Origin of the sequence: Aeromonas allosaccharophila, assembly GCF_000819685.1 — a bacterium.
Taxonomy (GTDB): domain Bacteria; phylum Pseudomonadota; class Gammaproteobacteria; order Enterobacterales; family Aeromonadaceae; genus Aeromonas; species Aeromonas allosaccharophila.
Map to the genome: position 1 here is coordinate 64,135 of NZ_CDBR01000119.1, position 23,808 is coordinate 87,942.

Consider the following 23,808-nt stretch of genomic DNA (forward strand, 5'->3'; position numbering starts at 1 on the left):
GCGGGATGACCTGCGCACGACATGCACGACAAACCTGTTTATGTTGGCCATCACCCGAGCTCCGGGTGAGAGGGCGGCTAAACGGGTAACACGGAATGGGAGCAAGAAGATGAACAATCGTAACTGGTTGCTGGCCTTGTCACTGAGTCTGGCCTTCTCACCCTGTTATGCCGACTGGGCCAAGCTCAAGGCCGCCGCCTCCGATCTCGGGACGGCGGTGAGCGAGACCGGCAAGGAGGTGTGGCAGGATGTCAGCGATTTTTCCAAGAAGAGTTGGGCCTCCATCTCCGCCTGGGGTGAGGATGCTTTCAACACAGCCGGAGTCTGGACCGACAAGAGCATCGCGACCGGCAAGGAGTGGTTGAAAGTCGCCGACAAGAAGCTCGACGAGATGTTGAATCCCAAGACGGCGCAAGAGGCCCGGCTGGCCCTCAACACCATGGCAGATACCGCACTGGTGCGGCTGTTCAACGAGCAACCCTCTGCCAAGTTGCTGTTTGACAAGGCTTATGGCTATGCGGTGTTCGATTCGCGCAAGTTTTCCCTGATGCTGCATACCAATCAGGGTGCCGGGGTGGCGGTTAATCGCAAAAACGGCAAGCACACCTATATGAAGATGTTTGGCGCGGGTCTTGCTGCCGGGATCGGCGGCAAGTTCTATCAGCAGGTGATCCTGTTCGAAGACAAGGCCAGATTCGATGCCTTCGTGACCCAGGGTTGGGAGGCCACTTCCGAAGTGGGGGTGGTGGCTGGCAAGGAGAGTGCCGAGCTGACCGCCAAATACAACGGCGGCATGGCGATCTACCAGATTGGTGAGAAGGGCCTGTTGTTTGATGCCAATATCTCCGGCTCCAAATACTGGATCGACAAGGATCTGACCCAGTAATTGTTCGTGCTTTGAGCGATCGCACGTTTTTCTTTATGCACTGTGAGTCGCTGTCTGTTTAAACGCGGCAACGTGCAGTAAAAGAGGGCCACTGGCCCTCTTTTACGTGGGCGCCAGCAAGATTTATCAACAGAACAAGGAGAGTGGCATGGTACAAGCAACGGAACCGGGTGGGATGGAGATGAGCCCGAGTCGAGAGTGGGACAAGCAGAGTATCTATCTGCGTCTGCAGGATGGCATCCCCATGGCCTTCTGGGTCAAGGGGGAACAGGTCTTTCCCCTCGAACCCGGCCTGGCAGGATCGGAATACCGGGGGCATGTTGGCTGGGGGCAGGCCGATGAGGCGACGATGGCCCTGGCGCAGGCGATTGTCGCCAGGCTGGTGGTGGAGGGATTGATCTCGCCCGAACGAGCAGTGAGCCGTGCGGGTTACCTTCACGATGAAGTGCTGGTCAAACTACCCACCGGAGAGCATTACGATCTGCATCTTAGCTATCTGAGGCTGTTATTTGGTGAGGATGGCGTACCGCGCCCGTGAGTGATGCGGGCTCCTCATCAGTGCTCTGCGAATACCCCATTCCTTTGGCTTGAGAGTATTTTTCCTGATTGGCACTTTTATTGCTTTAAGCCAGTCAGCGTCAATGAATTGTCTGGGGATGGAAAATGGAAATAAGTGCAAGCAGCCTGATGCAAGAGATGCAGGCGCTCAAGATTGAAGCAGGCGCAACGCCGCTGGCACAGCCCGGTCGTCCGGTGACATCCGACTTTGGTCAGCTGCTGCAACAGGCGCTGGGCAACGTCAACGAGCTGCAAGGCGCCGCCAATGATCTGCGCACCCGTTTCGATATGGGCGACAAGTCGGTGGATCTGGCCGAGGTCATGATCTCCGGCCAAAAATCTTCCATCGCCTTTGAAGCCACGGTACAGGTGCGCAACAAGATGGTCGATGCCTACAAGACCATCATGAACATGCCGGTATAAGTGATTACTGAACATCATGAACATGTCAGCAATAAGGACATAAATCGTGGCTACTGACCAAAACGGCGATCTGCTGATAAACGATGAGGGCACCGCCGCCCTCGATGAAAATGAGCAGAAGAGTTCGGCGCTGGGATTCCTGTCCAATACCGATGTACTGCGACAAATCACCCTGATCCTGGGGCTTGCCATCTGTCTGGCCATCGCGGTGTTTATCCTGCTGTGGGGCAAGGAGCCGGACATGCGTCCCCTCGGCACCTACACCACCCAGGAGCTGGTCAAGACCCTCGACTTCCTCGATCAGCAGAAGATCCCCTATGAGGTGGATGGCAAGAGCGTGCTGGTCAACGCCGAAAATTACGCCACTATCCAGTTGGCTCTGACCCGTGCCGGTCTCGCCAATGCCGCCGATACCAGCATCGGTGGTGAAGATATCCTGCTGAAAGATTCCAGTTTCGGGGTCAGCCAGCGGATGGAGGGCGAGCGCCTCAAGCTGAGCCGCGAGCGCCAGCTGGCGAGCGCTATCGAGCAGTTCCAGAATGTGGCCAAGGCCCAAGTGCTGCTGGCCATCCCCAAAGACAACGTCTTCGCCCGCAACGAACGCAAACCCAGTGCCACCGTGGTGCTCAACCTGAAAGGGGCAGCGCTGGGGCAGGGAGAGGTGGACTCCATCGTCGACATGGTGGCCTCTGCCGTTCATGGCCTCGAACCGACCCGGGTGACCGTCACCGACCAGAACGGTCGTCTGCTCAACTCCGGCTCGCAAGACCCGGTCTCTGCCCAGACTCGCAAAGAGTTTGCCATGCAGCAGAAGCAGGAGCTGGAGTACAAACAAAAAATTGACGCCATCCTGATCCCGGTGCTGGGGGCCGACAACTATACGGCGGAAGTGGATCTCTCCCTCGACTTCTCCCAGCAGGAGCAGACCCGCAAGACTTACAACCCCGACCTGCCTGCGGTGCGCTCCGAAATGACCATGGAAGAGAACAGCGCCAATGGCAGCAGCGGTGGCGTGCCCGGCGCCCTCTCCAACCAGCCACCTGCTGCGTCCAACATTCCCGAGCAGGCCACCGGTGGCGATGGCGCAGGGGCGGCGTCTTCCGGCCGTTCCCGTAAAGAGGCGACTCGTAACTTTGAACTGGATACTACCGTCAGCCATACCCGTCGCCAGATGGGGGGGATTCGCCGCATGACCGTCTCGGTCGCGGTAGACTATAAATCAGTGCCCGGTGCCGACGGGGCCGTGACCCGCGAAGCGCGCAGTCAGGCAGAGATCGATACCCTGCGCCGTCTGCTGAGCGGTGGTCTTGGCTTTGATGTGACCCGTGGTGATACCCTTGAGGTGGTCGCCATTCCGTTCAATCGTCCCGAGCTGGAAACGGTTGCCGACTTGCCGATTTATGATCAGCCCTGGTTCTGGCGTGCGGTGCGCATCGCCGCCTCGGTACTGGTGATCATCGTCTTGATCGTGACCGTGGTTCGTCCCATGCTCAAGCGACTGCTCTATCCGGATGCCAAACCGGAAGGGGAACTGGATTTTGACAACCACACCGTACTGGGTGGCGACGACGAGTTGAGCCTGCTGTCGGCCCAGGTGGAGAACGATCAGGTATTCGGTGTACGCGATGGTCAGCTCAAGCTGCCTGATCTGCACCGTGACGAAGACTTGCTCAAGGCGGTCCGTGCGCTGGTAGCGAACGAGCCGGATCTGGCCGCTCAGGTCATTAAAGAATGGGTAACGAACAAAGATGCCTGAAGAAAAGAAGAGCCAGGTTACAGGCAATGACATCACCGACAGTCAGCGCCAGATCCTCGACCAGATGTCGGGGATGGAGATGGCTGCGGTGCTGATGCTGAGCCTCAATGAAGAGGATGCCGCCCAGATCTTCCGTCATCTCGAGCCCAAGCAGGTGCAGCGGCTCGGTATGTCGATGGCCTCCATGTCCGACTTCAGTCACGATCGGGTGGCGGCGGTGCACCGTCAATTCATCGACGATATCCAGAAGTACACCAATATCGGTATCGGCAGCGAAGACTTCGTGCGCAAGGCGCTGGTGGCGGCCCTTGGCGAGGACAAGGCGAGCAACCTGGTGGACCAGATCATTCTCGGTTCCGGTGCCCGTGGCCTCGATTCGCTCAAGTGGATGGATGCCCGTCAGGTGGCCAGCATCATCCAGAACGAACACCCGCAGATCCAGACCATCGTGCTCTCCTATCTGGAACCGGAACAATCCGCCGAGATCCTGAGCCAGTTCCCGGAGCAGGTGCGCCTCGATCTGGTGATGCGTATCGCCAACCTCGAAGAGGTACAACCGGCGGCACTGCAAGAGTTGAACGATATCATGGAGAAACAGTTCGCCGGTGCAGCCGGTGCCCAGGCAGCCAAGATGGGCGGCCTGAAGGCGGCCGCCAACATCATGAACTACCTGGATACCAACATCGAAGGCCAGCTGATGGACTCTATCCGCGAGTCGGACGAAGAGATGAGCCAGCAAATCCAGGATTTGATGTTCGTGTTCGAAAACCTCATCGATGTGGACGACCGCGGCATCCAGACCATGCTGCGGGAAGTACCAGGGGATCTGCTGCAGCGCGCCCTCAAGGGCTCCGACGATCAGATGCGCGAGAAGATCTTCAAGAACATGTCCAAACGGGCGGCCGAAATGCTGGCGGACGATCTGGAGGCCATGGGGCCGATCCGGGTCTCCGAAGTGGAAGCCGCCCAGAAAGAGATCCTCTCCATCGCCCGCCGTCTGGCGGATGCCGGCGAGATCATGCTGGGTGCCGGTGGCGGCGAGGAGTTCCTCTAAGCCATGGCCCATAAACAGAATCGCGATGCCAAACCCGCATCAGGCAGTGGTGAGGAGCCGCGCAAAGCATGAACAACAAACTGCGTGGTTATGTGCGCCCCGACGGCGATGATGCCCGGGTAGAGACCTGGGGCTGGCCCGAGATGGCCGTCGAGGTGGAGCCCGGAGCGCCCACCAATGCCCTCGGCCTGGCCCCTGACTGGTATCAGCAGGAAGAGGATGTGGTGGAGCCGGAGCCCGAACAGGAGCCGACCCCCAGCATCACCGCCGAAGAGCTCGAAGCGATCCGTCAGGCCGCCTGGGAAGAGGGAATGGCCGAGGGACGGGAGTCCGGTTATGCCAAGGGGATGGAAGAGGGCAAGCTGGAAGGATTGCAACAGGGTCACTCTGCCGGTCTCGAACAGGGGCGCGAGGAGGGGCTGGCCATGGGCCGCGAGCTGGTGGAGCAGGAGATCGCCCACTGGCAGGGGCTCGCTGCCCGCCTTGCCAATCCGCTCAATGAGCTGGATCAGGCGGTGGAGCAGCAGCTGGTCTCGCTGGTGATGCAACTGGCCCGCGCGCTTATTCGTCACGAAGCAGAGACCTCCCCCCGCATTCTGCTGGAGGCGCTCAAGGAGGGGCTGGCGTTGCTGCCCGCCGCCGAGCAGGGGGTGACCCTGATGCTGCATCCTGACGATGTCGCACGTATCGAGCAGGCATTTGGCGCCGAAGAATGCGCCAAGCGCCACTGGCGATTGCAGAGCGATCCCACCCTCTCCCCCGGCGATCTGCAACTGGTGACCGAGCTCTCCAGCATCGATCTGACCCTCTCCGGGCGTATCGATCAGCTGCTGCGCAACTTCTTGCGGGACAATGCGTCGCAGAACCCGGCTTCGCCGGACTCACGCCCATAACCGATGCCGGACGTTGCTGTCCGGCTGCACTTTTTAGCTTCCAGGAGGCCAGATGAGCGGCTCGCTACTGAACCGGTTGCAAGGGTACAAGGTACGCGACAGCGCCCCCAAACCACCGGTTGCTGGCAAATTGACCCGAGTGGTGGGGCTGACCCTCGAAGCTATCGGTTGCCGCGCCGCCATCGGTGCGCTCTGCCGCATCGATACCCAGGACGGCATGCTGGAAGCAGAAGTGGTGGGCTTCTCTGGCGATCGCCTGTTTCTGATGCCGAGCGAACAGCTCAAGGGGGTGATCCCCGGTGCCCGGGTGGTGCCCATCACCGAAGAGCACGGCATTCCGGTAGGCATGAACCTGCTTGGTCGGGTCATCGACGGCATCGGCCAGCCACTCGATGGCCTCGGCCCCATTCTCTCCTCCCAGACGGTGCAGTTTGCCCAGCATCGCATCAATCCGCTCTCTCGCCGTCCGATCCATCAGCCGATGGACGTGGGGGTACGCGCCATCAATGCCGTGCTGACGGTGGGTCAGGGCCAGCGGATGGGGCTGTTTGCCGGTTCCGGTGTCGGTAAATCGGTGCTGCTTGGCATGATGACCCGCGGCTCGGTGGCGGATGTGGTGGTGGTCGGCCTCATCGGTGAACGGGGGCGGGAAGTAAAAGAGTTTATTGAAGACATTCTGGGAGAGGAGGGGCGTGCCCGCTCCGTGGTGGTAGCGGCTCCCGCCGATGCCTCGCCGCTGATGCGGCTCAAGGGGTGTGAAACGGCACTGGCCATCGCCGAGTATTTCCGCGATCAGGGGCTCAACGTGCTGCTGCTGATGGACTCACTGACCCGTTATGCCCAGGCCCAGCGTGAAATCGCGCTGGCGGTGGGCGAGCCGCCGGCGACCAAGGGTTATCCACCCTCGGTTTTTGCCAAATTACCGGCGCTGGTGGAGCGGGCGGGTAACGGCAGCGATGGCCAGGGCTCTATCACCGCTTTTTTCACCGTGTTGACCGAGGGGGATGACCTGCAAGATCCCATCGCCGATGCGGCGCGGGCCATTCTCGATGGCCACATCGTTTTGTCGCGCGAGCTGGCCGATGCGGGCCACTATCCGGCCATCGATATCGAGAAGTCCATCAGCCGGGTCATGCCTATGGTGACTTCGCCGGAACATATGGATCTGGCGCGCACCCTCAAGCAGTTCTACTCCCTCTATCAGCAGAACCGGGATCTCATCACCATCGGCGCCTACAGTCAGGGCTCCGATCCGCGCATCGACCGCGCCATCATTCAAAAACCCTATCTGGATCAGTTCTTGCAGCAGGGGATGCGCGAGGTCATTCACTACGATGATGGCCTGCAAGCCTTGCAGATGGTGGCGATGCCATTGATGCGCTGATGATGGTCGGTAACAGAGAGGTCGACGATGAGTAGAGGGCTGATATTGTTGGCCGAGCGGTTGGTGGAGGCGGAGCAACAGTGTGCGCTGGCGCTGGTGAAGGCGCAGCAGGATCTCAAGCTGTTCATGGATCAGCAAAATGCCCTCAACCAGTACCGCCAGATCTATCACCAGCAGTGGACCGATCGCGGCTTGCAGGGGATCTCGCCCCAGCAAAACAGCCAGTATCACGCCTTTATCAACAAACTAGAACAGGCGGCGACCCAGCAGTACGAGGGGGTGCTGCAGGTGCGTCAGGCTCTCGAACTGCGCCGTGAAGAGTGGCTGGCTGCCCAGCAGCGGCGCAAGGCGGTAGAGCTGCTGCTGGAGAAGCAGGCGAGCCGCGAGCAGCAGAAGGCCCTGCGTCAAGAGCAAAAGATGCTGGATGAGTACGCCATGTTGCGGCGCTTTCATCAATCTGGCCTGTAACTTGCTTTGATCTGGACATTGTCGGCGGCCATCTCTTTGGGGGCCACCAGAATTCAGGGATCCCATCATGATGCAGACACTGTTGACACAAACGCCTTCGGCTCCGGCCAACGGGTTGGACAAAGCGCCTCTGAGCGGTTCCGTCGAGAGCAAAAGCATCGATGGGGGAACCAGCAGTGACAGCAAGGGGGATTTCGCTATCCTGATTGCCAAGGCTCAGAACTGCGAACAGGGCGCCGCCGAGGCCAGTCAGGGCGATAACAATGTCCGATCAGCCAAATCTTTGGCGACCGAGAGCGCATCTCCCAACGAGGAGGCCAGCAAGGAGCAGGATCCTGACGCCGACAGCAAGGTGGAGGAGGTTCCCGCCACCGACTTTCTGCTGCGCCTGCAAGACTCCCTCAAGCTCGATACCTCGCTAGTGACGCCCCAGCTGGCTGTAGTGGCCCAACAGAGCGCCACTGCGGTAGACGGCAATCCGTTGCCGCAAGAGGGTGAGCAGCAGGGCATTGCGCTTGATGAAAGCGAGCCAGCCCCTGCCGCTGCCAGGATCGCCCGCCAGCTTGCCGGTCAGACCGGGGCGCAATCGCCGTTGGCCACGACCGCCCAATTGACTCCTGAAACCACCGTATCGCCCTCTGCGGCGCGAGTGGTGGTGCAGGGCGACGCATCCTCCGCCGTTCTCTCCCCCTCAGTCCTCTCCTCTGAGGGAGAGAAGGCCGCGACCACTGCGGATGAGCAGTCCGGGGAAAAAGCCTCTGCCAAGGGAGAAACCCCCGCGGGTGGCAAGCACACCAAGCCCCTCACGGGGGCAGAACGAATGGCCCAGCTGGCCAAGGTGCTGCCGGTCGATGAGTCGGCCAGTACCACCAAACCTGCGGAGTCACTCGCAACAAAAGAAGCTGGCGACAGCAAATCCGACTCCGCAGCCAGCAGCGCCGTGACCGGCAAGGGACAGACGGCGCAAGCCGCGACTCAGGGGGCTGCGCTCAAGGCATTCAGCGAGGGGCTCAAGCAACCTGAAGTGGGCGCTGCTGCCACTTCAGCCACCGCAGAGGGGCATGATGGTAGTAGTAATAGTACAGGCAAGAGCGTAAGCAATAGCGGAGCTAAGGTTAACCAGAACGATGTATCATTTACAGCCAAACAGGAAGGCAGATTAACAGCGAAAGAGGGGAGCGACAGCAAATCCGACTCCGTAACCAGCAGCGCCGTGACCAGCAAGGGACAGACGGCGCAAGCCGCGACTCAGGGGGCTGCGCTCAAGGCATTCAGCGAGGGGCTCAAGCAACCTGATGCGGGCACCGTAACCACTGCCACCACCGCAGAGAACACTGGTATGGCTGGCAAGGGGGCAGAAAAAAGTGCCGCCGAGGGAAGCCAGCAGCCAGCCACAGCCGCCAATCAAGGTTCGGCGCCGGTGACGACAGCGCAAAGTGCCGCAGCCCAGAGCGGCGTGACGTCAAATACCACGACTCAGACCGATAGCGCTGCCGCGCCCGTGATGGTGGCGCCAGAACAGGTGTTGGCGCAGGCCGAATCTCAGGGGCCGCAAGCGCCGCTGTCGAGCATTGCAGCCGGTATCAAGCAGATGGACGTGACGGGCACCGACGAGGTGCGCAAGGCGGTGCAGTTGGAGGTGAAACCGAAGGCCGGTGAGTCTGAGAAGAGTCTTGTCGCTGCCACATCGAGCAGCGAGAGCAGCCAGAGCCAGACCGTACAGCATGGCCAGAACAGTCAGCCCCAGCCCCAGGTGGCCGACAGCCGTGCGCCCGCTGCCGAGGGCACGTTGCGCCGTGAACCGCAGAATTTACCCCATTTGAAGCTGGCCAGTCAGGAAGCGCCTGCCGAATTGCACCAGAAGGTCAACGTGATGCTGGCCGAAAAACTGCAACAGGCGGAAATTCAGCTCGACCCCCTCGGCCTTGGCAAGATGAAGATCCAGATCCAGATTGGGGCCGACAGCCAGGCCAACGTCCATTTTGTGGTACAACATGGACAGACTCGCGAGATGCTGGAGCAGGCGATGCCCCGGCTGCGTGACATGCTGGCAGGGCAGGGGATCCAGCTTGGCCAGACGCAGGTTCAACAGCAGTCGCAGCAACAGCAACAACAGGGCCAGCCTACCTTTAGCGGGCAGGGGCAGCAGGGTCAGAGTGGCGGTCAGTCACATGCCGGTAACGGGCAGGTTGAGGGGGAACCCACCACTGCCAACCTCAGTTTGCTGGTGGAATCGACAAACGGTTCCGGAATTGATTTCTATGCTTGATGCAATCCCGAGTAAGTTTATGATATCGAACAAGTTTGAGACTAGGGTGGACAAGGGATGGCTGACGATAACGAGTTGACGCTAAAAGACCCGGCTGCGGGCAAGAAAAAGAAGCTGATCATTATCATTGCCCTGGCGGTTATTTTGCTGGGCGGTGGTGGTGCTGGCGCCTTCCTGATGCTCTCCGGTTCGGAAAAACCGCCCGTTGAAGCGGCGGAGGGCGCAGAGGGCAAGCCCAAGGTGGAAGCGCCTCAACCCTCCCTGTATGTGGGGATGCCACGACCCTTTGTCTTTAACGTCGCGGGTGCCCAGCGGGATCGACTGGTGCAGATCAAGATCCAGCTGATGGTGCGCGGCACTGCCGACGAGACGCTGGCCAAACAGAATATTCCCCTGATTGAAGGCACTTTGCTGCGGGTATTCAGTGCAGCCAGTGCCGAACAGCTGATGACCTTTGAAGGCAAGGAGAAGCTGCGCAAGGATTCACTGGAAGAGTGCCGTCGGGTGCTCAAGGACCTAGTCTCTTCCCCCGTTATCGAACAAGTGCTGTTTACCGGCTTTGTAATGCAGTAGGTGAAGCGTGAGCGATCTGTTAAGTCAGGACGAAATTGATGCCCTCTTGCACGGTGTCGATGATGTCGAAGAGGAAGAGATAGGCTCGGCGGGGGATCCCGGCGTTGCCCAGTTTGACTTCTCCTCCCAGGACCGCATCGTCCGTGGTCGCATGCCGACGCTGGAGCTGGTGAACGAACGTTTCGCCCGCCACATGCGGATTAGCCTGTTCAACATGATGCGTCGCACCGCCGAGGTCTCCATCAACGGCGTGCAGATGCTCAAGTTTGGCGAGTATGTCCATACCCTGTTTGTGCCGACCAGTCTCAACATGGTGCGCTTCCGCCCGCTCAAGGGGACTGCGCTTATCACCATGGAGGCCCGGCTGGTCTTCATCCTGGTGGAGAACTTCTTCGGTGGCGATGGCCGTTATCACGCCAAGATTGAAGGGCGCGAGTTCACCCCGACCGAGCGGCGGATCATCCAGATGCTGCTCAAACTGGTGTTCGAGGATTACAAGGATGCCTGGGCGCCGGTGATGGACGTGGGCTTTGAGTATCTCGACTCCGAGGTGAACCCGGCGATGGCCAACATCGTCAGCCCGACCGAGGTGATTGTGGTCAGCTCGTTCCACATCGAGCTCGATGGCGGTGGCGGTGACTTCCACGTCGCAATGCCCTACTCCATGCTGGAGCCGATCCGCGAACTGCTGGATGCCGGTGTGCAGAGTGACAAGGGAGATACCGACGTGCGCTGGAGCAAGGCGCTGCGTGACGAAATCATGGACGTCAAGGTAGAGCTGCGCGCCAAGCTACTGGAGACTGAACTGACCCTGCGTGAACTGATGGAGCTGCGACCCGGCGATATCATCCCGGTCGAGATGCCGGAAAATCTGCTGGTCTATGTGGAAGATTTGCCTACCTTCCATGCCAAGATGGGCCGCACCAAGGACAATGTGGCGCTCAAGATCACCGACAAACTCAAGCGCCCGGAAGGGGTCAAGACAGAGATGCATCTGGTGACCCGCGGTGGTGTACGAATTGATGGCGAGGCCGAGCTGGAAGAGCTCGAGCGCAGTATCGAAGATCAACAGCGATAATCGACGGTTTATTGCGGTAAACGGTCACGAAGTAGCATAAGGAAACAAGATGAGCGGAACTGAGGAAGAGGATTTGATGGCTGATGCCTGGGCTGCGGCGCTGGAGGAGCAGGTGATTGCTGAAGCCAAGCCAGCCCCGCTTGAGGAGCTGACCGACGATGCCCCCATCAGTGCCGAGGAGCGGCGCAAGCTCGACACCATTCTCGATATCCCTGTCACCATTGCCATGGAAGTGGGCCGCAGCCAGATCAGCATTCGCAACCTGCTGCAGCTGAACCAGGGCTCGGTGGTAGAGCTGGATCGCGTTGCAGGCGAGCCGCTGGACGTATTGGTCAACGGTACCCTGATCGCTCACGGCGAGGTGGTGGTGGTGAACGACAAGTTCGGTATTCGTCTGACCGACGTCATCAGCCAGATTGAACGGATCAAGAAGCTCAAATGACGCGCCTCCTGTTGTTATTGCTGCCTGTCCCGGCCTTTGCCGAGACAGTGGCATCCGCCAGTGCGCCCACTCTGAGCTCCTGGTTGCTCTCCAGTCTGATGGTGATCGGCCTCATTCTGGTGCTGGGCTTTCTGCTCAAGAAGAGCAAGCTGGCGACCGCCATGGGTGGCGGCCAGATGCGGGTCATCGCCTCGTTGCCGGTGGGGTACAAAGAGAAGCTGCTGGTGGTCAAGGTAGGGGAACAGCAGTTGCTGGTTGGCGTAACGCCGCAGCAGGTCAACTTCCTCTATCGACTGGAACAGCCGCTCGATGAAAATCAGCAGCAGGCGTTTTCACAGCAGCTTGGCAAATTGATGGGCAAGCATGAAAAAAGCTAACGGCTTATTGCTGAAAACAGGGCTGCTGGTCGGCCTGCTGATCCCCCTGTTCTGCTCTTGGCCCGCGCTGGCACAGGACGCCATGTCGGCGGTGACCGTCAAGACCATGGGGGATGGTTCTCAGGAGTACAGCCTGACCCTGCAAGTGCTGGCGCTGATGACTGCGCTCTCCTTCTTGCCGGCCATGGTGATCATGATGACCTCGTTTACCCGCATCATCATCGTGCTGGGTATCTTGCGTCAGGCGATCGGTCTGCAACAGAGCCCCTCTAACCAGGTGTTGATCGGCATCGCCCTGTTCATGTCGTTCTTCATCATGTCGCCGGTGCTGGATCGCATCAATGATGAGGCGTTGCAGCCCTATCTGGCCGAGACCATTCAGGCAAAGGAGGCGCTGGAGCGGGCCGAGTTGCCCATCCACCAGTTCATGCTGGCCCAGACCCGGATCAAGGATCTCAATACCTTTATGGAGATCGCCAACGTGCAGGTGGAGAAACCGGCCGATGTGCCGTTGCGGGTGCTGATCCCGGCCTTTGTCACCAGCGAGCTGAAAACCGCCTTCCAGATTGGTTTTATGCTGTTCTTGCCGTTCCTGGTCATCGATCTGGTAGTCGCCAGTATCCTGATGGCGATGGGGATGATGATGCTCTCGCCGATGATCGTCTCGCTGCCCTTCAAGCTGATGCTGTTTGTGATGGTGGATGGCTGGAACCTCATTCTGGGGTCGCTGGCCAACAGTTTCGGACTGGGTGCCGGTTAGCCGGTCGAGCGCAAGGAGCCCGAACATGAGTCCTGAAACCTTTGTCGACGTCTTTCGTGAGGCGCTCTGGCTGGTGACCATCATGGTGTGCGCCGTGATCCTGCCCAGCCTGATGATTGGCTTGGTCGTTGCCATCTTTCAGGCCGCGACCTCCATCAACGAACAGACCCTGAGCTTTCTGCCCCGTCTCATCGTGACGCTGTTTGCCCTGGGCGCGGGCGCTCACTGGGGCTTGCAGAGTCTGATGGACTTCTTCGTGCTGATGGTCAACCAAATCCCCGAGGTGGTGGGATGACCTATACAACCGCTCTGATCATAGAGTGGTTGTCTTCGATCCTCTGGCCGCTGGCGCGGGTGAGCAGTCTGTTGATGGTGATGGCGGTGTTTGGCAGCCGCCTTGCTCCTGCGCGGGTACGGATGGGGCTGGCTTTGGCCATCACCTTTCTGATAGCCCCGTTGCTTCCGAAAATGCCCCCTATCGAGCTCTTTTCTGCTGGCAGTTTTCTGGTATTGGGCCAGCAGCTGCTGATCGGTATTGCCCTTGGTCTGATGACCCAGTTTCTGATGGAGAGCTTCGTGATGGCCGGTCAGGTCATCGCCATGCAAACCAGCCTCGGCTTTGCCACTCTGGTGGATCCGATGAATGGCCAGTCGGCCCCCGTGGTCGGCCAGTTCTATCTGATGCTGGCGACCCTGGTGTTTCTGGCGCTGGATGGCCATCTGGTGATGCTGCGGCTGGTGATCCTCAGTTTTGAAACCTTGCCGGTGTCGGACAGCGGACTCACCTTGCCCGCCATCCGCACCCTGATCGGTTTTCTCGGGGTGATGTATCAGGCCTCACTGGTGATGGCCCTTTCTGCCATCGTCGCCCTGCTGCTGATCAACTTCGCCTTTGGCGTCATGACCCGGGCCGCGCCTCAGCTCAACATTTTCAGTATCGGTTTTGCGGTCAGCATGATGTCGGGTCTGCTGATCCTCTGGCTCACTATCGGCGGGTTCCTCGGCCACTTCGACATCATGTGGGAGCGGGTGCAGGAGGTCAGCTGCGAGCTGATCAACACCCAGTGCTTCGGGGGCGCTCATGGCTGATACCGACCAGGAACGTACTGAACAACCCACGGGCAAACGACTGCAACAGGCCCGTGAAAAAGGGCAGATTGCACGTTCAAAAGAGTTGGGGACCGCCAGCGTTCTGCTCTCGGCGGTTTTTGGTCTGTTGATGCTCAAGGGCTCGCTGGCGACAGCCATGATCAAGGTCGTCACCATGGGCTTTACCCTGGATCGGGAGCAGGCTTTCGATCCCAATGCCATGATCGCCATGCTGCCGGCGCTGCTGGGGGAACTGGTGCTTCCGCTGGGGCTGTTGTTCGCGCTGGTGGCAATTGCCGCTTTTATCGGCAACACCCTGATGGGGGGGATGAACTTCTCCACCGAAGCCATGATGCCCAAGATGAGCAAGTTGAGTCCGCTCAGTGGCCTCAAGCGGATGTTCGGGGTGCATTCGTTGATCGAGCTGGTCAAGTCCATCGCCAAGGTGGTGTTTATTACCCTGTTTGCCTGGTGGATGTTATCCAGCCAGTTCAATCACCTGCTCAACCTCTCCATGGAGGGATTTCCCGGCGGCATTATCGATGCGCTGGAGCTGTTTCTCTGGATGTTGATCATTCTCTGCTGCGCCCTGCTTCCCATCGTGGCCATCGATGTACCCTTCCAGCAGTGGAACCACATGCGTCAGCTCAAGATGACCAAGCAGGAGGTGAAGGACGAGTTCAAGGACAGCGAAGGCAAGCCCGAGGTAAAAGGCAAGATCCGCCAGTTGCAGATGCAGATGGCGATGCGCCGGATGATGGGCGATGTGCCCAAGGCCGATGTGGTGATCACCAACCCGACCCACTACTCGGTGGCGCTCAAGTATGATGCGGGCAAACCCGGTGCCGCGCCCAAGGTCGTGGCCAAGGGCACTGATGAAATTGCAATGAAGATCAGGGAGATAGCCAGAGAGTACGAGATCCCGATCATGCCGTCACCGGCCTTGACCCGGGCGATTTACCACTCAACCGAGCTGGGCCACGAGATCCCGGAAGGGCTGTTTGCGGCGGTTGCCCAGGTGCTTGCTTATGTCTTCCAGCTCAAGAAATTCCGTCGTGGTCAGGGGCGTCGTCCCCAGCCGCTGGCCAAGGATCTCCCCATTCCGACCGAATATCGCAAATGACAAAGTTCTGACGTAGTCAAAATAAATTCATTGCATTTCAATGCCTTGCATTGTTGGCTTGATGTTTGCTTTAATCTGGCACCAGCAGGTTGAAATTGAGAAGCGCGATGGAATTCAAGGCAGTATTGGGCCAGTTCAAAGAGTACCGGGGAGTATTGAGCAAAGGCCTGGGTACCCCTCTGCTGGTATTGGCTGCGCTCGGCATGGTGGTGTTGCCCATTCCACCGTTGATGTTGGATGTGCTCTTCTCCTTCAACATTGCCCTCTCCATCGTGGTGCTGCTGGTATCTGTCTATACTCGCCGCCCCCTCGAATTCGCTGCCTTCCCGACCGTACTGCTGCTCGCTACCTTGCTGCGTTTGGCGTTGAACGTTGCTTCGACCCGGGTGGTGTTGCTGGAAGGCCATAATGGTAGTGCGGCGGCCGGTCATGTGATCGAGGCGTTCGGTAACGTGGTGATCGGCGGCAACTATGCGGTCGGCATCATCGTCTTTACCATCCTGATGATCATCAACTTTGTGGTGATCACCAAGGGGGCCGGGCGGATCGCGGAAGTGAGCGCCCGTTTTACCCTTGATGCGATGCCGGGCAAACAGATGGCTATCGATGCCGATTTGAATGCCGGCCTCATCAATCAGGAAGAGGCGAAGAAGCGTCGTCAGGATGTGACCCAGGAAGCCGACTTCTACGGTTCCATGGACGGTGCCTCCAAATTTGTCAAAGGGGATGCGGTTGCAGGCATCATGATCCTCTTTATCAACATTATCGGGGGCTTCATCATCGGGATGATGCAGCACCAGCTGACCTTCAGCGAATCTGCCGAGATCTATACCCTGTTGGCCATCGGTGACGGTCTGGTGGCGCAGATCCCCTCCCTGCTGCTCTCAATTGCAGCCGCCATCATAGTGACCCGTCAGAATACCGATCAGGACATGGGTACCGCAGTACTAGGCCAGCTGTTTGACAATCCCAAGGCGCTGATCATCTCGGCCGGTATTCTGTTGATGATGGGGCTGGTGCCGGGGATGCCGCATTTCGCCTTCCTGAGTCTGGGTGCTCTTGCCGCCGCTGGCGCCTGGTGGTTGCTGCGCCGCGAGAAACTGGCAGCCGCCAAAGCGGCCAAGGGTGAGCTGTTGCCTGCCACAGCCGAGCAGCCTCATGAACAGAAAGAGCTGAGCTGGGACGATGTGATGCCGGTGGACATCATCGGGCTGGAAGTGGGTTATCAGCTGATCCCGCTGGTGGATCGCAATCAGGGGGGCGAACTGCTCAACCGGATCAAAGGGGTGCGCAAGAAACTCTCGCAAGAGCTGGGCTTTCTGGTCCCTGCCGTCCACATTCGCGACAACCTGGATCTGGCGCCAAACCAATACCGCATCACCTTGATGGGGGTCAGTACCGGCGAGGCCAATGTCTACCATGATAAGGAGATGGCCATCAATCCGGGGCAGGTGTTCGGCCAGATCCAGGGGATAGCTACCCGTGATCCCGCCTTCGGACTGGAAGCGGTCTGGGTTGCCAAGGAGATGGTCTCTCAGGCACAGACGCTGGGGTATACGGTGGTGGATACCGCGACCGTGGTGGCTACCCATCTGAGCCAGATCCTGACCAACCATGCGGCTCTGCTGCTGGGCCATGACGAGGTACAACAACTGCTCGACATGATTGGCAAACATCAGAGCAAGCTGGTCGAAGGGTTGGTGCCGGAAGTGATCAGCATGGGTAACCTTGTGAAGGTATTGCAGAATTTGCTCAATGAAGGCGTGCCAATCCGCGATATGCGCACTATCCTGCAGACCTTGGTTGAATACGCGCCGCGCAGTCCGGATCCGGAAGTGCTCACGGCCGCTTGCCGGATTGCCCTGCGTCGCCTGATTGTGCAAGAGATTGCAGGCCCCGATCCCGAGCTGCCGGTGATTACCTTGGCGCCGGAATTGGAACGTATATTGCATCAATCCCTGCAGGCTGGTGGCGGTGATGGTGCCGGTATTGAACCGGGTCTGGCCGAGCGGATGCAGCGCTCGCTGGTGGAGGCCACACAGCGGCAAGAGTTGGAAGGTCAACCTGCCGTGCTGCTGACATCGGGGATCTTGCGCAATACCCTGGCCAAGTTTGTGAAGAATGCCATTCCTGGATTGCGCGTTCTGTCTTATCAGGAAGTGCCCGACGACAAGCAGATCCGCATCGTCAGTGCGGTAGGGCAGAACTAGTTAGCGGAGACGACGGGTGAAGATTAAGCGGTTTTTTGCCAAGGATATGCGAACGGCTCTGGCCGAGGTCAAGGAGACTCTCGGGCCGGACGCCGTCATCATGTCCAACAAGAAGGTCACCGGAGGGGTAGAGATAGTCGCCGCAGTCGATTATCAATCCCAGGTCCCGGGGCCCAAAGATGCGCCGGTTCGCCGTCAGCTGAACGATGAGAGCGTCAATATTTCGTCTGCTGCACGGCAGATGATCCGCCCCGAGCCGTCGCCGGCGAAGGAGCAGAACGAACATTATGCCGATACCCTGGCCGCCTTGCTGGCGCGCCAGCAGAAGCTCAAGCCGGGCAATGGGGCGCCAATGGGCAATACCCAATCGGCCGGTCTGGCCGCTGCCAATGCAGCGCCCAGAACATTGGCCGAGCAGGGGCAGTGGGGCGCCGCTCCTGAACCTGCCAAGCCCAAGGCCCGGGTTGCGTCCGGCCAGCGCCCCTCTCAACCTGCCCAGCGGGATCAGGAGATGGAAGGGATGCGCAAGGAGATGGCCAGCATCCGTAAATTGCTGGAGCACCAGATCTCCGGGCTGATGTGGCAAGAGGTGGAGCGCCGCGAACCGATGCGGGCCCTGCTGATCAAGGAGCTCAAGAAGCTCGGCTTTGACGATGCGTTTGCCGATCAACTTGCGGGACTGATCCCCGAAGATATGTCCATCCATCAGGCGATGGCCCAATTGGCCGAGGTGCTGACGGCCCAGCTCAAGATCAGTGAGGACGAGATCATGCGTCAGGGCGGCGCGGTGGCGCTGCTGGGTCCGACCGGGGTGGGCAAAACCACCACCATCGCCAAACTGGCGGCCCGTTTCGCCATGAAGTATGGCGCCGAGCAGGTGGCGCTGATCACCACCGACAACTACCGGATTGGTGCCCATGAACAGCTGCAGACCTATGGTCGCATCATGGGTTGCCCGGTACGGCAGGTGCGTGATGCCGAAGAGCTGGCCAATGCCCTTTATCAGTTCCGCCATCGTCGGTTGGTACTTATCGATACGGCCGGGGTTGGCCAGCGGGATATCCGGCTGACCGAGCAGCTCGATACCTTGGTCAAGAATGCCAAGGTGCGGATCCGCAGTTATCTGGTGATGTCGGCAACTTCCCAGCGTCGGGTGATGCAGGAGGCGGTAGACCATTTCCGGCGTATTCCATTAAGCGGCTGCATACTTACCAAATTGGATGAAAGTCTGAATCTGGGCGAAGTGATTAACGTGTGTATCCAGAATGCCTTGCCCATCAGCTATATCACTGACGGACAAAGGGTTCCGGAAGATATTCAGGTTGCCAATGCGGCGCAGCTCGTCGGAGCGGCCATGGGCTCGCTGGAGCGAGAAACAGATGAGCCCTATTTCTGGGGCGCAGGCTTTGGCGAGGCCGAAGATTCGGAGTTTTATGAGTAACATGTATATGGATCAGGCGAGTGGTCTGCGCAAAATGCGTCAAAACAATCGAGTAAAAGTAATCGCCGTGTCCGGTGGCAAAGGTGGCGTGGGCAAAACCAACGTGACCCTGAACGTGGCCGGAGCCATGGCAGCCCAAGGCAAGCGGGTGATGGTACTGGATGCCGACCTGGGTCTGGCGAACGTCGACGTCATGCTGGGGCTGCGGGTTCATCGCAACCTCTCTCACGTGCTGGCGGGTGAATGCACCATCGACGACATCATCGTCGAGGGTCCCTACGGCATGATGATTGTGCCTGCGACCTCGGGCACCCAGTCGATGGTCGAGCTTTCGCCGGTGCAGCATGCCGAGCTTATCCGCGCCTTCAGCGAGATGAAGACCCAGGTCGACATTCTGATGGTGGATACGGCGGCCGGTATCTCCGACATGGTGCTGAGCTTCACCCGTGCTGCTCAGGACATCATGGTGGTGGTCTGTGACGAGCCAACCTCCATCACCGATGCTTACGCACTCATCAAGATCCTCTCCAAGGATCACGGCGTGTTCCGCTTCAAGGTGGTGGCCAATATGGTGCGCAGCCTACGCGAGGGGCAGGAGCTCTTTGCCAAACTGACCCGGGTCACGGATCGTTTCCTCGATACCTCGCTGGAGCTGGTCGCCTGTGTACCTTATGACACCAATCTGCGTGCCGCCGTGCGCAAGCAAAAATTGATTGTCGAGGCGTTTCCCAAGTCGCCGGCCGCGCTGGCGTTCCGGGCCCTTGCCAACAAGGCGGCGAGCTGGCCGGTTCCCAACCAGCCAGGCGGCCATCTGGAGTTTTTCCTGGAAAATTTGTTGCAGAAACCGGCCACAACACAGGAAGGTTCCCGTGAATAAAGCCCAAGCGTACTTGCGTCATCAGGATTCCTACGTGCTGGTGGAGCGTCATGCTCCCCTGGTCAAGCGGATTGCCCAGCATTTGTTGGCTCGCCTGCCCAGCAGTGTCTTGCTGGATGACCTGATCCAGGCAGGTATGATTGGGCTGCTTGAAGCCTCCCGTAACTTTGACGGTAGCAAGGGTGCCAGCTTCGAGACGTATGCCGGGATCCGCATCCGTGGCGCCATGCTGGATGAGATCCGGCGTGGTGACTGGGTGCCCCGCTCAGTGCATCGCAACAGCCGGGCTATCGCAGAAGCGATCGAGAATGTCGAACAGGCTCATGGGCGTGACGCCCGGGATACCGAGGTTGCCGCTCAGATGGGGGTCTCCATCACCGATTACCACGTCATGTTGCAGGATGTCTCTTGCGGCAAAATTATCGGTATCGAGGATTTGGGTGTCAGTGAGGATGTCATCGGTAATCCCGATGATGCCCCTTCAGGCTCCGGATTCGATGAATTGGCTGCCGAGCGATTTCAAATTCAATTAGCGGAGCAAATTGGTCGCTTACCCGAGAGAGAAGCTCTGGTTCTCTCTCTTTACTACGATGAAGAGCTGAATTTGCGTGAAATTGGCGAGGTTTTGAATGTGAGCGAGTCGCGTGTGAGCCAGATCCACAGTCAGGCGATGCACAGATTGCGAGCTCGTTTGAGAGATTGGCATCTATAAGTGTTTGTACTGGCTACACTGAGATGAAACTCTAAGGCATAATCCGCACGACACAACCCGTTTTTAGCATCATGTAAGTGAGCCACTCTGGTGGCTATTTAGGAGGGAATTTTGGACAAGAACATGAAAATCCTCATTGTTGACGATTTTTCAACGATGCGCCGGATTATCAAGAACTTGCTGCGCGACTTGGGATTCAACAACACCCATGAGGCGGATGACGGCAATACAGCGCTGCCGATGCTGAAAAATGGTGATTTTCAGTTTGTGGTTACCGACTGGAACATGCCTGGCATGCAAGGTATTGACCTGCTTAAAGCTATTCGCGTCGATGAGAAGCTCAAGCATCTGCCGGTTCTGATGGTAACGGCTGAAGCCAAACGCGAGCAGATCATCGAGGCCGCGCAAGCTGGCGTCAACGGTTACATCGTCAAGCCCTTCACTGCAGCAACGCTCAAAGAAAAACTCGACAAAATTTTCGAACGAATTGGCTAAGGAGCTGCAGGGATGATGGCCAAAACGAGAGCAATGATTTCGCTCGACCAGGCAAGGATGCTTGTTGCTCATCTGGAGCAAGGCGAATTTGAGCTGGCCGATGAACTGCTTGCCGAAGTATGTGCCCCCAACGCAGCTGATCTGTTTGAAAAAGTAGGTAAGCTGACCCGACAACTGCATGATTCACTTCAAGAATTTCGCATTGACCCCCGTATTCCTGACTTGGCTACTCATGACATTCCCGATGCACGGGAACGTTTGAGCTACGTTATCGATATGACCGACAAGGCGGCCAATCGCACCATGGATGCGGTGGAAGCCAGTTTACCGATAGCGGATCGCCTGAATGACAATATCCAGCTGGTGATGCCGAACTGGAATGCCTTGATGTCCCGTGACATGAGCGTGGGACAGTTCAAAGCTTTATGTCACCAACTTGATGATTTTATTAAGGCTTCGGAGTCTGATGCCGATAAATTACGGCAACTGCTGACAGAAATCCTGATGGCGCAAGATTTTCAGGATTTGACAGGCCAGATGATCCGCAAGGTCATCAAGCTTGTTCAGGAAGTTGAAACAAAATTAATAGAAATGCTGACCATGTTTGGTGAGGCTTCTGCTGAGCATTCAACTCGTACTCTTCCTGTCAGCGGGATTGAAGCAGAAGGACCGATCATGAACCCCGAGGCTCGCGCCGATGTGGTTAATAGTCAGGATGATGTGGACGATCTGCTGTCTAGCCTGGGATTCTAATGGAGTGACGCATGGCCTTCGAAGTTGATGAAGACATACTGCAAGACTTTCTGGTCGAAGCATCCGAAATATTGGAACAGTTGTCTGAACAACTGGTCGACTTGGAAAAGCGGCCCGATGACAAGAACCTGTTGAATGCCATCTTTCGTGGTTTCCATACCGTGAAAGGGGGGGCTGGCTTCCTGTCGCTCGGTGAACTGGTTGATGTGTGTCACGGTGCGGAAAACGTGTTCGACATCTTGCGCAATGGCAAGCGAACCGTGACAGCCGAGCTGATGGATGTGATCCTGCAAGCGCTGGATGCCATCAATGTCATGTTCACCCAGGTTCAAAATCGCGAAGCGCCTAGCCCTGCGTCGGATGATTTGCTTCATGATCTCCATGAGCTGTGCAAGCCTGAAGGTGAAGAGCAGTTGCGTACTGCTACCAGCTCTGCTGGTGCTGCCGAGCCGGAACCTGTTGCGCCGATCGTCGAGGCTGCCCCCGAAATTGTCGAGCCCGTCATCGTTAACAGTGAGCCCGCGCCTGTCAATGGTGGTGGATCGATCGACGAGATTTCTGCGGATGAATTCGAGCGTCTGCTGGATGAACTTCATGGCGTGGGTGGTACACCCACCCAAACGACCACAGCCCCTCCTGTTATTGGCGGCTCTGGTGATATCACCGATGATGAGTTTGAGGCCTTGCTGGATCAGCTTCATGGTCAGGGCCAGCACATGGGGGCGCCAGAGGTTAACCCCTTGAAGTCCGTGCAAAAAGAGGTGGACGAGCTTATTGATGATGATGAGTTTGAGCGTCTGCTTGATGAATTGCATGGTCGTGGCCAGGGGCCGCAGAGTACGATGGCACCAGCCGCACCAGCCGCGGTGACGCCGCCCAAACCGGCAGCCCCTGTAGCGAAACCCGCACCGGCAGCACCGGCCGCACCGGCAAAACCCGCAGAAGCAGCCAAGGCTCCAGCACCCGCAGCCAAGGCGGCATCAGCGCCAGCTGAAAGCAGTGCGGTACAGAGCGATACCACCGTTCGGGTGGATACCAAGACCCTCGATGTCATCATGAATATGGTGGGTGAGCTGGTACTGGTACGTAACCGCTTGGTGAGCCTTGGTATTGCCAGCAATGATGAAGAGATGTCAAAGGCGGTTGCCAATCTGGATGTGGTAACGGCTGACCTGCAAGGCGCGGTGATGAAGACCCGCATGCAGCCCATCAAGAAAGTGTTTGGTCGTTTCCCTCGCGTGGTGCGTGACCTGGCCAGAACCCTCAAGAAAGATATTGAGCTGGTGATGGTGGGGGAGGAGACCGATCTTGATAAAAACCTGGTGGAGGCGCTTGCCGATCCTCTGGTCCACCTTGTTCGCAACTCCTGCGATCACGGGGTAGAAATGCCGGATGTGCGGGAGAAAGCGGGCAAACCGCGGCAAGGGACGATTACCCTTAGCGCCTCCCAGCAAGGTGACCATATTCTGCTTTGCATCGAGGACGATGGCGCAGGGATGGACCCGGAGAAGCTCAAGTCCATCGCAATCAGTCGCGGTGTTCTGGATGCAGATACTGCCGCTCGCATGAGCGACAACGATGCCTATAACCTGATCTTTGCCCCGGGCTTTTCAACCAAGGCCGAGATCTCGGATATCTCAGGTCGTGGCGTCGGGATGGACGTGGTTAAAACCAGCATTGTCAGTCTTAATGGCTCGGTGCACATCGACTCCACCTGGGGAAAAGGTACCCGTCTCGAAATCAAGGTTCCGTTGACGCTGGCGATCCTGCCGACCCTGATGGTGGAAGTGGGTGAGCAGACCTTCGCGTTGCCCCTTGGTTGCGTGAACGAAATTTTCCATCTGGATCTGAAAAAGGCCAACATGGTTGATGGCCAGCTCACCATCATTGTGCGTGAGAAGGCGATACCGCTCTTCTATCTGCACAAATGGTTGATCCGTGGTTCAAACAAGCGTTCTCGTCAGGATACCGGGCATGTGGTGATCGTGCAGATTGGCACTCAGCAAATCGGATTTGTGGTTGACAGCCTGATTGGTCAGGAAGAGGTGGTGATCAAGCCACTCGATAACCTGCTGCAAGGTACGCCGGGGATGGCCGGAGCGACGATTACCAGCGATGGCGGGATTGCTCTTATTTTGGATGTGCCGAGTCTGCTCAAAGCATATGCGCGTAGACATTAATAGCTCA

24 protein-coding genes are annotated in these 23,808 nt (G+C 58.2%); all 24 read left to right on the forward strand.

The features are described from left to right. Positions 1-109 precede the first annotated feature (109 nt). A complete protein-coding gene (gene befA, locus BN1115_RS20980; RefSeq protein ID WP_042658699.1) occupies positions 110-886 on the forward strand; it encodes a beta cell expansion factor BefA in 777 nt (258 codons plus the stop codon). Positions 887-1,034: 148 nt separating this feature from the next. Continuing rightward, complete coding sequence (locus BN1115_RS20985) at positions 1,035-1,424, forward strand: hypothetical protein (RefSeq protein WP_042658731.1); 390 nt, start codon at positions 1,035-1,037, stop codon at positions 1,422-1,424. A 125-nt stretch (positions 1,425-1,549) separates the two neighbouring features. After that, positions 1,550-1,867: a flagellar hook-basal body complex protein FliE gene (gene fliE, locus BN1115_RS20990; RefSeq protein WP_042658700.1), complete on the forward strand. Its 318-nt coding sequence runs from the start codon at positions 1,550-1,552 to the stop codon at positions 1,865-1,867. A 46-nt stretch (positions 1,868-1,913) separates the two neighbouring features. Further along, a complete protein-coding gene (gene fliF / locus BN1115_RS20995) occupies positions 1,914-3,623 on the forward strand; it encodes a flagellar basal-body MS-ring/collar protein FliF (protein ID WP_042060553.1) in 1,710 nt (569 codons plus the stop codon). Then, positions 3,616-4,677, forward strand: a complete 1,062-nt coding sequence (fliG, locus tag BN1115_RS21000) for a flagellar motor switch protein FliG (protein WP_005334749.1) — start codon at positions 3,616-3,618, stop codon at positions 4,675-4,677. The genes fliF and fliG overlap by 8 nt, the downstream gene beginning before the upstream one ends. 68 nt (positions 4,678-4,745) lie before the next feature. Further along, positions 4,746-5,570 carry a flagellar assembly protein FliH gene (gene fliH, locus BN1115_RS21005; protein WP_042658701.1) on the forward strand — a complete coding sequence of 275 codons (825 nt, stop codon included), beginning with the start codon at positions 4,746-4,748 and terminating at the stop codon, positions 5,568-5,570. A gap of 52 nt (positions 5,571-5,622) precedes the next feature. Then, on the forward strand, positions 5,623-6,954 hold the full coding sequence (gene fliI, locus BN1115_RS21010) for a flagellar protein export ATPase FliI (protein ID WP_042060547.1): 1,332 nt from the start codon (positions 5,623-5,625) through the stop codon (positions 6,952-6,954). A gap of 27 nt (positions 6,955-6,981) precedes the next feature. Continuing rightward, entirely contained in the window at positions 6,982-7,422 is a 441-nt protein-coding gene (gene fliJ / locus BN1115_RS21015; protein ID WP_042658702.1) for a flagellar export protein FliJ, read from the forward strand. Positions 7,423-7,489: 67 nt separating this feature from the next. Next, positions 7,490-9,691 (forward strand): flagellar hook-length control protein FliK, encoded by a 2,202-nt coding sequence (locus tag BN1115_RS21020; protein ID WP_042658703.1) that lies wholly within the window; start codon positions 7,490-7,492, stop codon positions 9,689-9,691. A 57-nt stretch (positions 9,692-9,748) separates the two neighbouring features. Further along, complete coding sequence (gene fliL, locus BN1115_RS21025) at positions 9,749-10,264, forward strand: flagellar basal body-associated protein FliL (RefSeq protein ID WP_042658704.1); 516 nt, start codon at positions 9,749-9,751, stop codon at positions 10,262-10,264. A gap of 7 nt (positions 10,265-10,271) precedes the next feature. Next, a complete protein-coding gene (gene fliM / locus BN1115_RS21030; RefSeq protein ID WP_042658705.1) occupies positions 10,272-11,342 on the forward strand; it encodes a flagellar motor switch protein FliM in 1,071 nt (356 codons plus the stop codon). Between the two features lie 49 nt (positions 11,343-11,391). Then, positions 11,392-11,784, forward strand: coding sequence for a flagellar motor switch protein FliN (gene fliN / locus BN1115_RS21035; protein WP_042011648.1), 393 nt, complete (start codon positions 11,392-11,394; stop codon positions 11,782-11,784). Then, the gene (gene fliO, locus BN1115_RS21040) at positions 11,781-12,161 is read left to right on the forward strand and encodes a flagellar biosynthetic protein FliO (protein ID WP_042658706.1); all 381 of its coding nucleotides are present in this window, start codon (positions 11,781-11,783) and stop codon (positions 12,159-12,161) included. The genes fliN and fliO overlap by 4 nt, the downstream gene beginning before the upstream one ends. Further along, positions 12,148-12,921: a flagellar type III secretion system pore protein FliP gene (gene fliP / locus BN1115_RS21045; RefSeq protein ID WP_042658707.1), complete on the forward strand. Its 774-nt coding sequence runs from the start codon at positions 12,148-12,150 to the stop codon at positions 12,919-12,921. The genes fliO and fliP overlap by 14 nt, the downstream gene beginning before the upstream one ends. Positions 12,922-12,946: 25 nt before the next feature. Then, positions 12,947-13,216 carry a flagellar biosynthesis protein FliQ gene (gene fliQ / locus BN1115_RS21050; protein WP_042011652.1) on the forward strand — a complete coding sequence of 90 codons (270 nt, stop codon included), beginning with the start codon at positions 12,947-12,949 and terminating at the stop codon, positions 13,214-13,216. Then, positions 13,213-14,010 (forward strand): flagellar biosynthetic protein FliR, encoded by a 798-nt coding sequence (gene fliR / locus BN1115_RS21055; protein WP_042658708.1) that lies wholly within the window; start codon positions 13,213-13,215, stop codon positions 14,008-14,010. The genes fliQ and fliR overlap by 4 nt, the downstream gene beginning before the upstream one ends. After that, on the forward strand, positions 14,003-15,133 hold the full coding sequence (flhB, locus tag BN1115_RS21060) for a flagellar biosynthesis protein FlhB (protein ID WP_042658709.1): 1,131 nt from the start codon (positions 14,003-14,005) through the stop codon (positions 15,131-15,133). Before fliR ends, flhB begins: the two co-directional genes overlap by 8 nt. Positions 15,134-15,240: 107 nt before the next feature. After that, positions 15,241-17,343: a flagellar biosynthesis protein FlhA gene (flhA, locus tag BN1115_RS21065; protein WP_042658710.1), complete on the forward strand. Its 2,103-nt coding sequence runs from the start codon at positions 15,241-15,243 to the stop codon at positions 17,341-17,343. A gap of 16 nt (positions 17,344-17,359) precedes the next feature. Then, the gene (gene flhF, locus BN1115_RS21070) at positions 17,360-18,784 is read left to right on the forward strand and encodes a flagellar biosynthesis GTPase FlhF (protein WP_042658711.1); all 1,425 of its coding nucleotides are present in this window, start codon (positions 17,360-17,362) and stop codon (positions 18,782-18,784) included. 1 nt (position 18,785) lies between these two features. Beyond that, entirely contained in the window at positions 18,786-19,661 is an 876-nt protein-coding gene (locus tag BN1115_RS21075) for a MinD/ParA family protein (protein ID WP_042011658.1), read from the forward strand. Next, on the forward strand, positions 19,654-20,373 hold the full coding sequence (locus tag BN1115_RS21080; RefSeq protein WP_042658712.1) for an RNA polymerase sigma factor FliA: 720 nt from the start codon (positions 19,654-19,656) through the stop codon (positions 20,371-20,373). Before BN1115_RS21075 ends, BN1115_RS21080 begins: the two co-directional genes overlap by 8 nt. Before the next feature lie 123 nt (positions 20,374-20,496). Continuing rightward, positions 20,497-20,868, forward strand: coding sequence for a chemotaxis response regulator CheY (gene cheY, locus BN1115_RS21085; RefSeq protein ID WP_005334709.1), 372 nt, complete (start codon positions 20,497-20,499; stop codon positions 20,866-20,868). A 12-nt stretch (positions 20,869-20,880) separates the two neighbouring features. Further along, the gene (locus tag BN1115_RS21090; protein ID WP_042658713.1) at positions 20,881-21,621 is read left to right on the forward strand and encodes a protein phosphatase CheZ; all 741 of its coding nucleotides are present in this window, start codon (positions 20,881-20,883) and stop codon (positions 21,619-21,621) included. 11 nt (positions 21,622-21,632) lie between these two features. Beyond that, the gene (locus BN1115_RS21095) at positions 21,633-23,801 is read left to right on the forward strand and encodes a chemotaxis protein CheA (protein WP_042658714.1); all 2,169 of its coding nucleotides are present in this window, start codon (positions 21,633-21,635) and stop codon (positions 23,799-23,801) included. Positions 23,802-23,808: the final 7 nt, after the last annotated feature.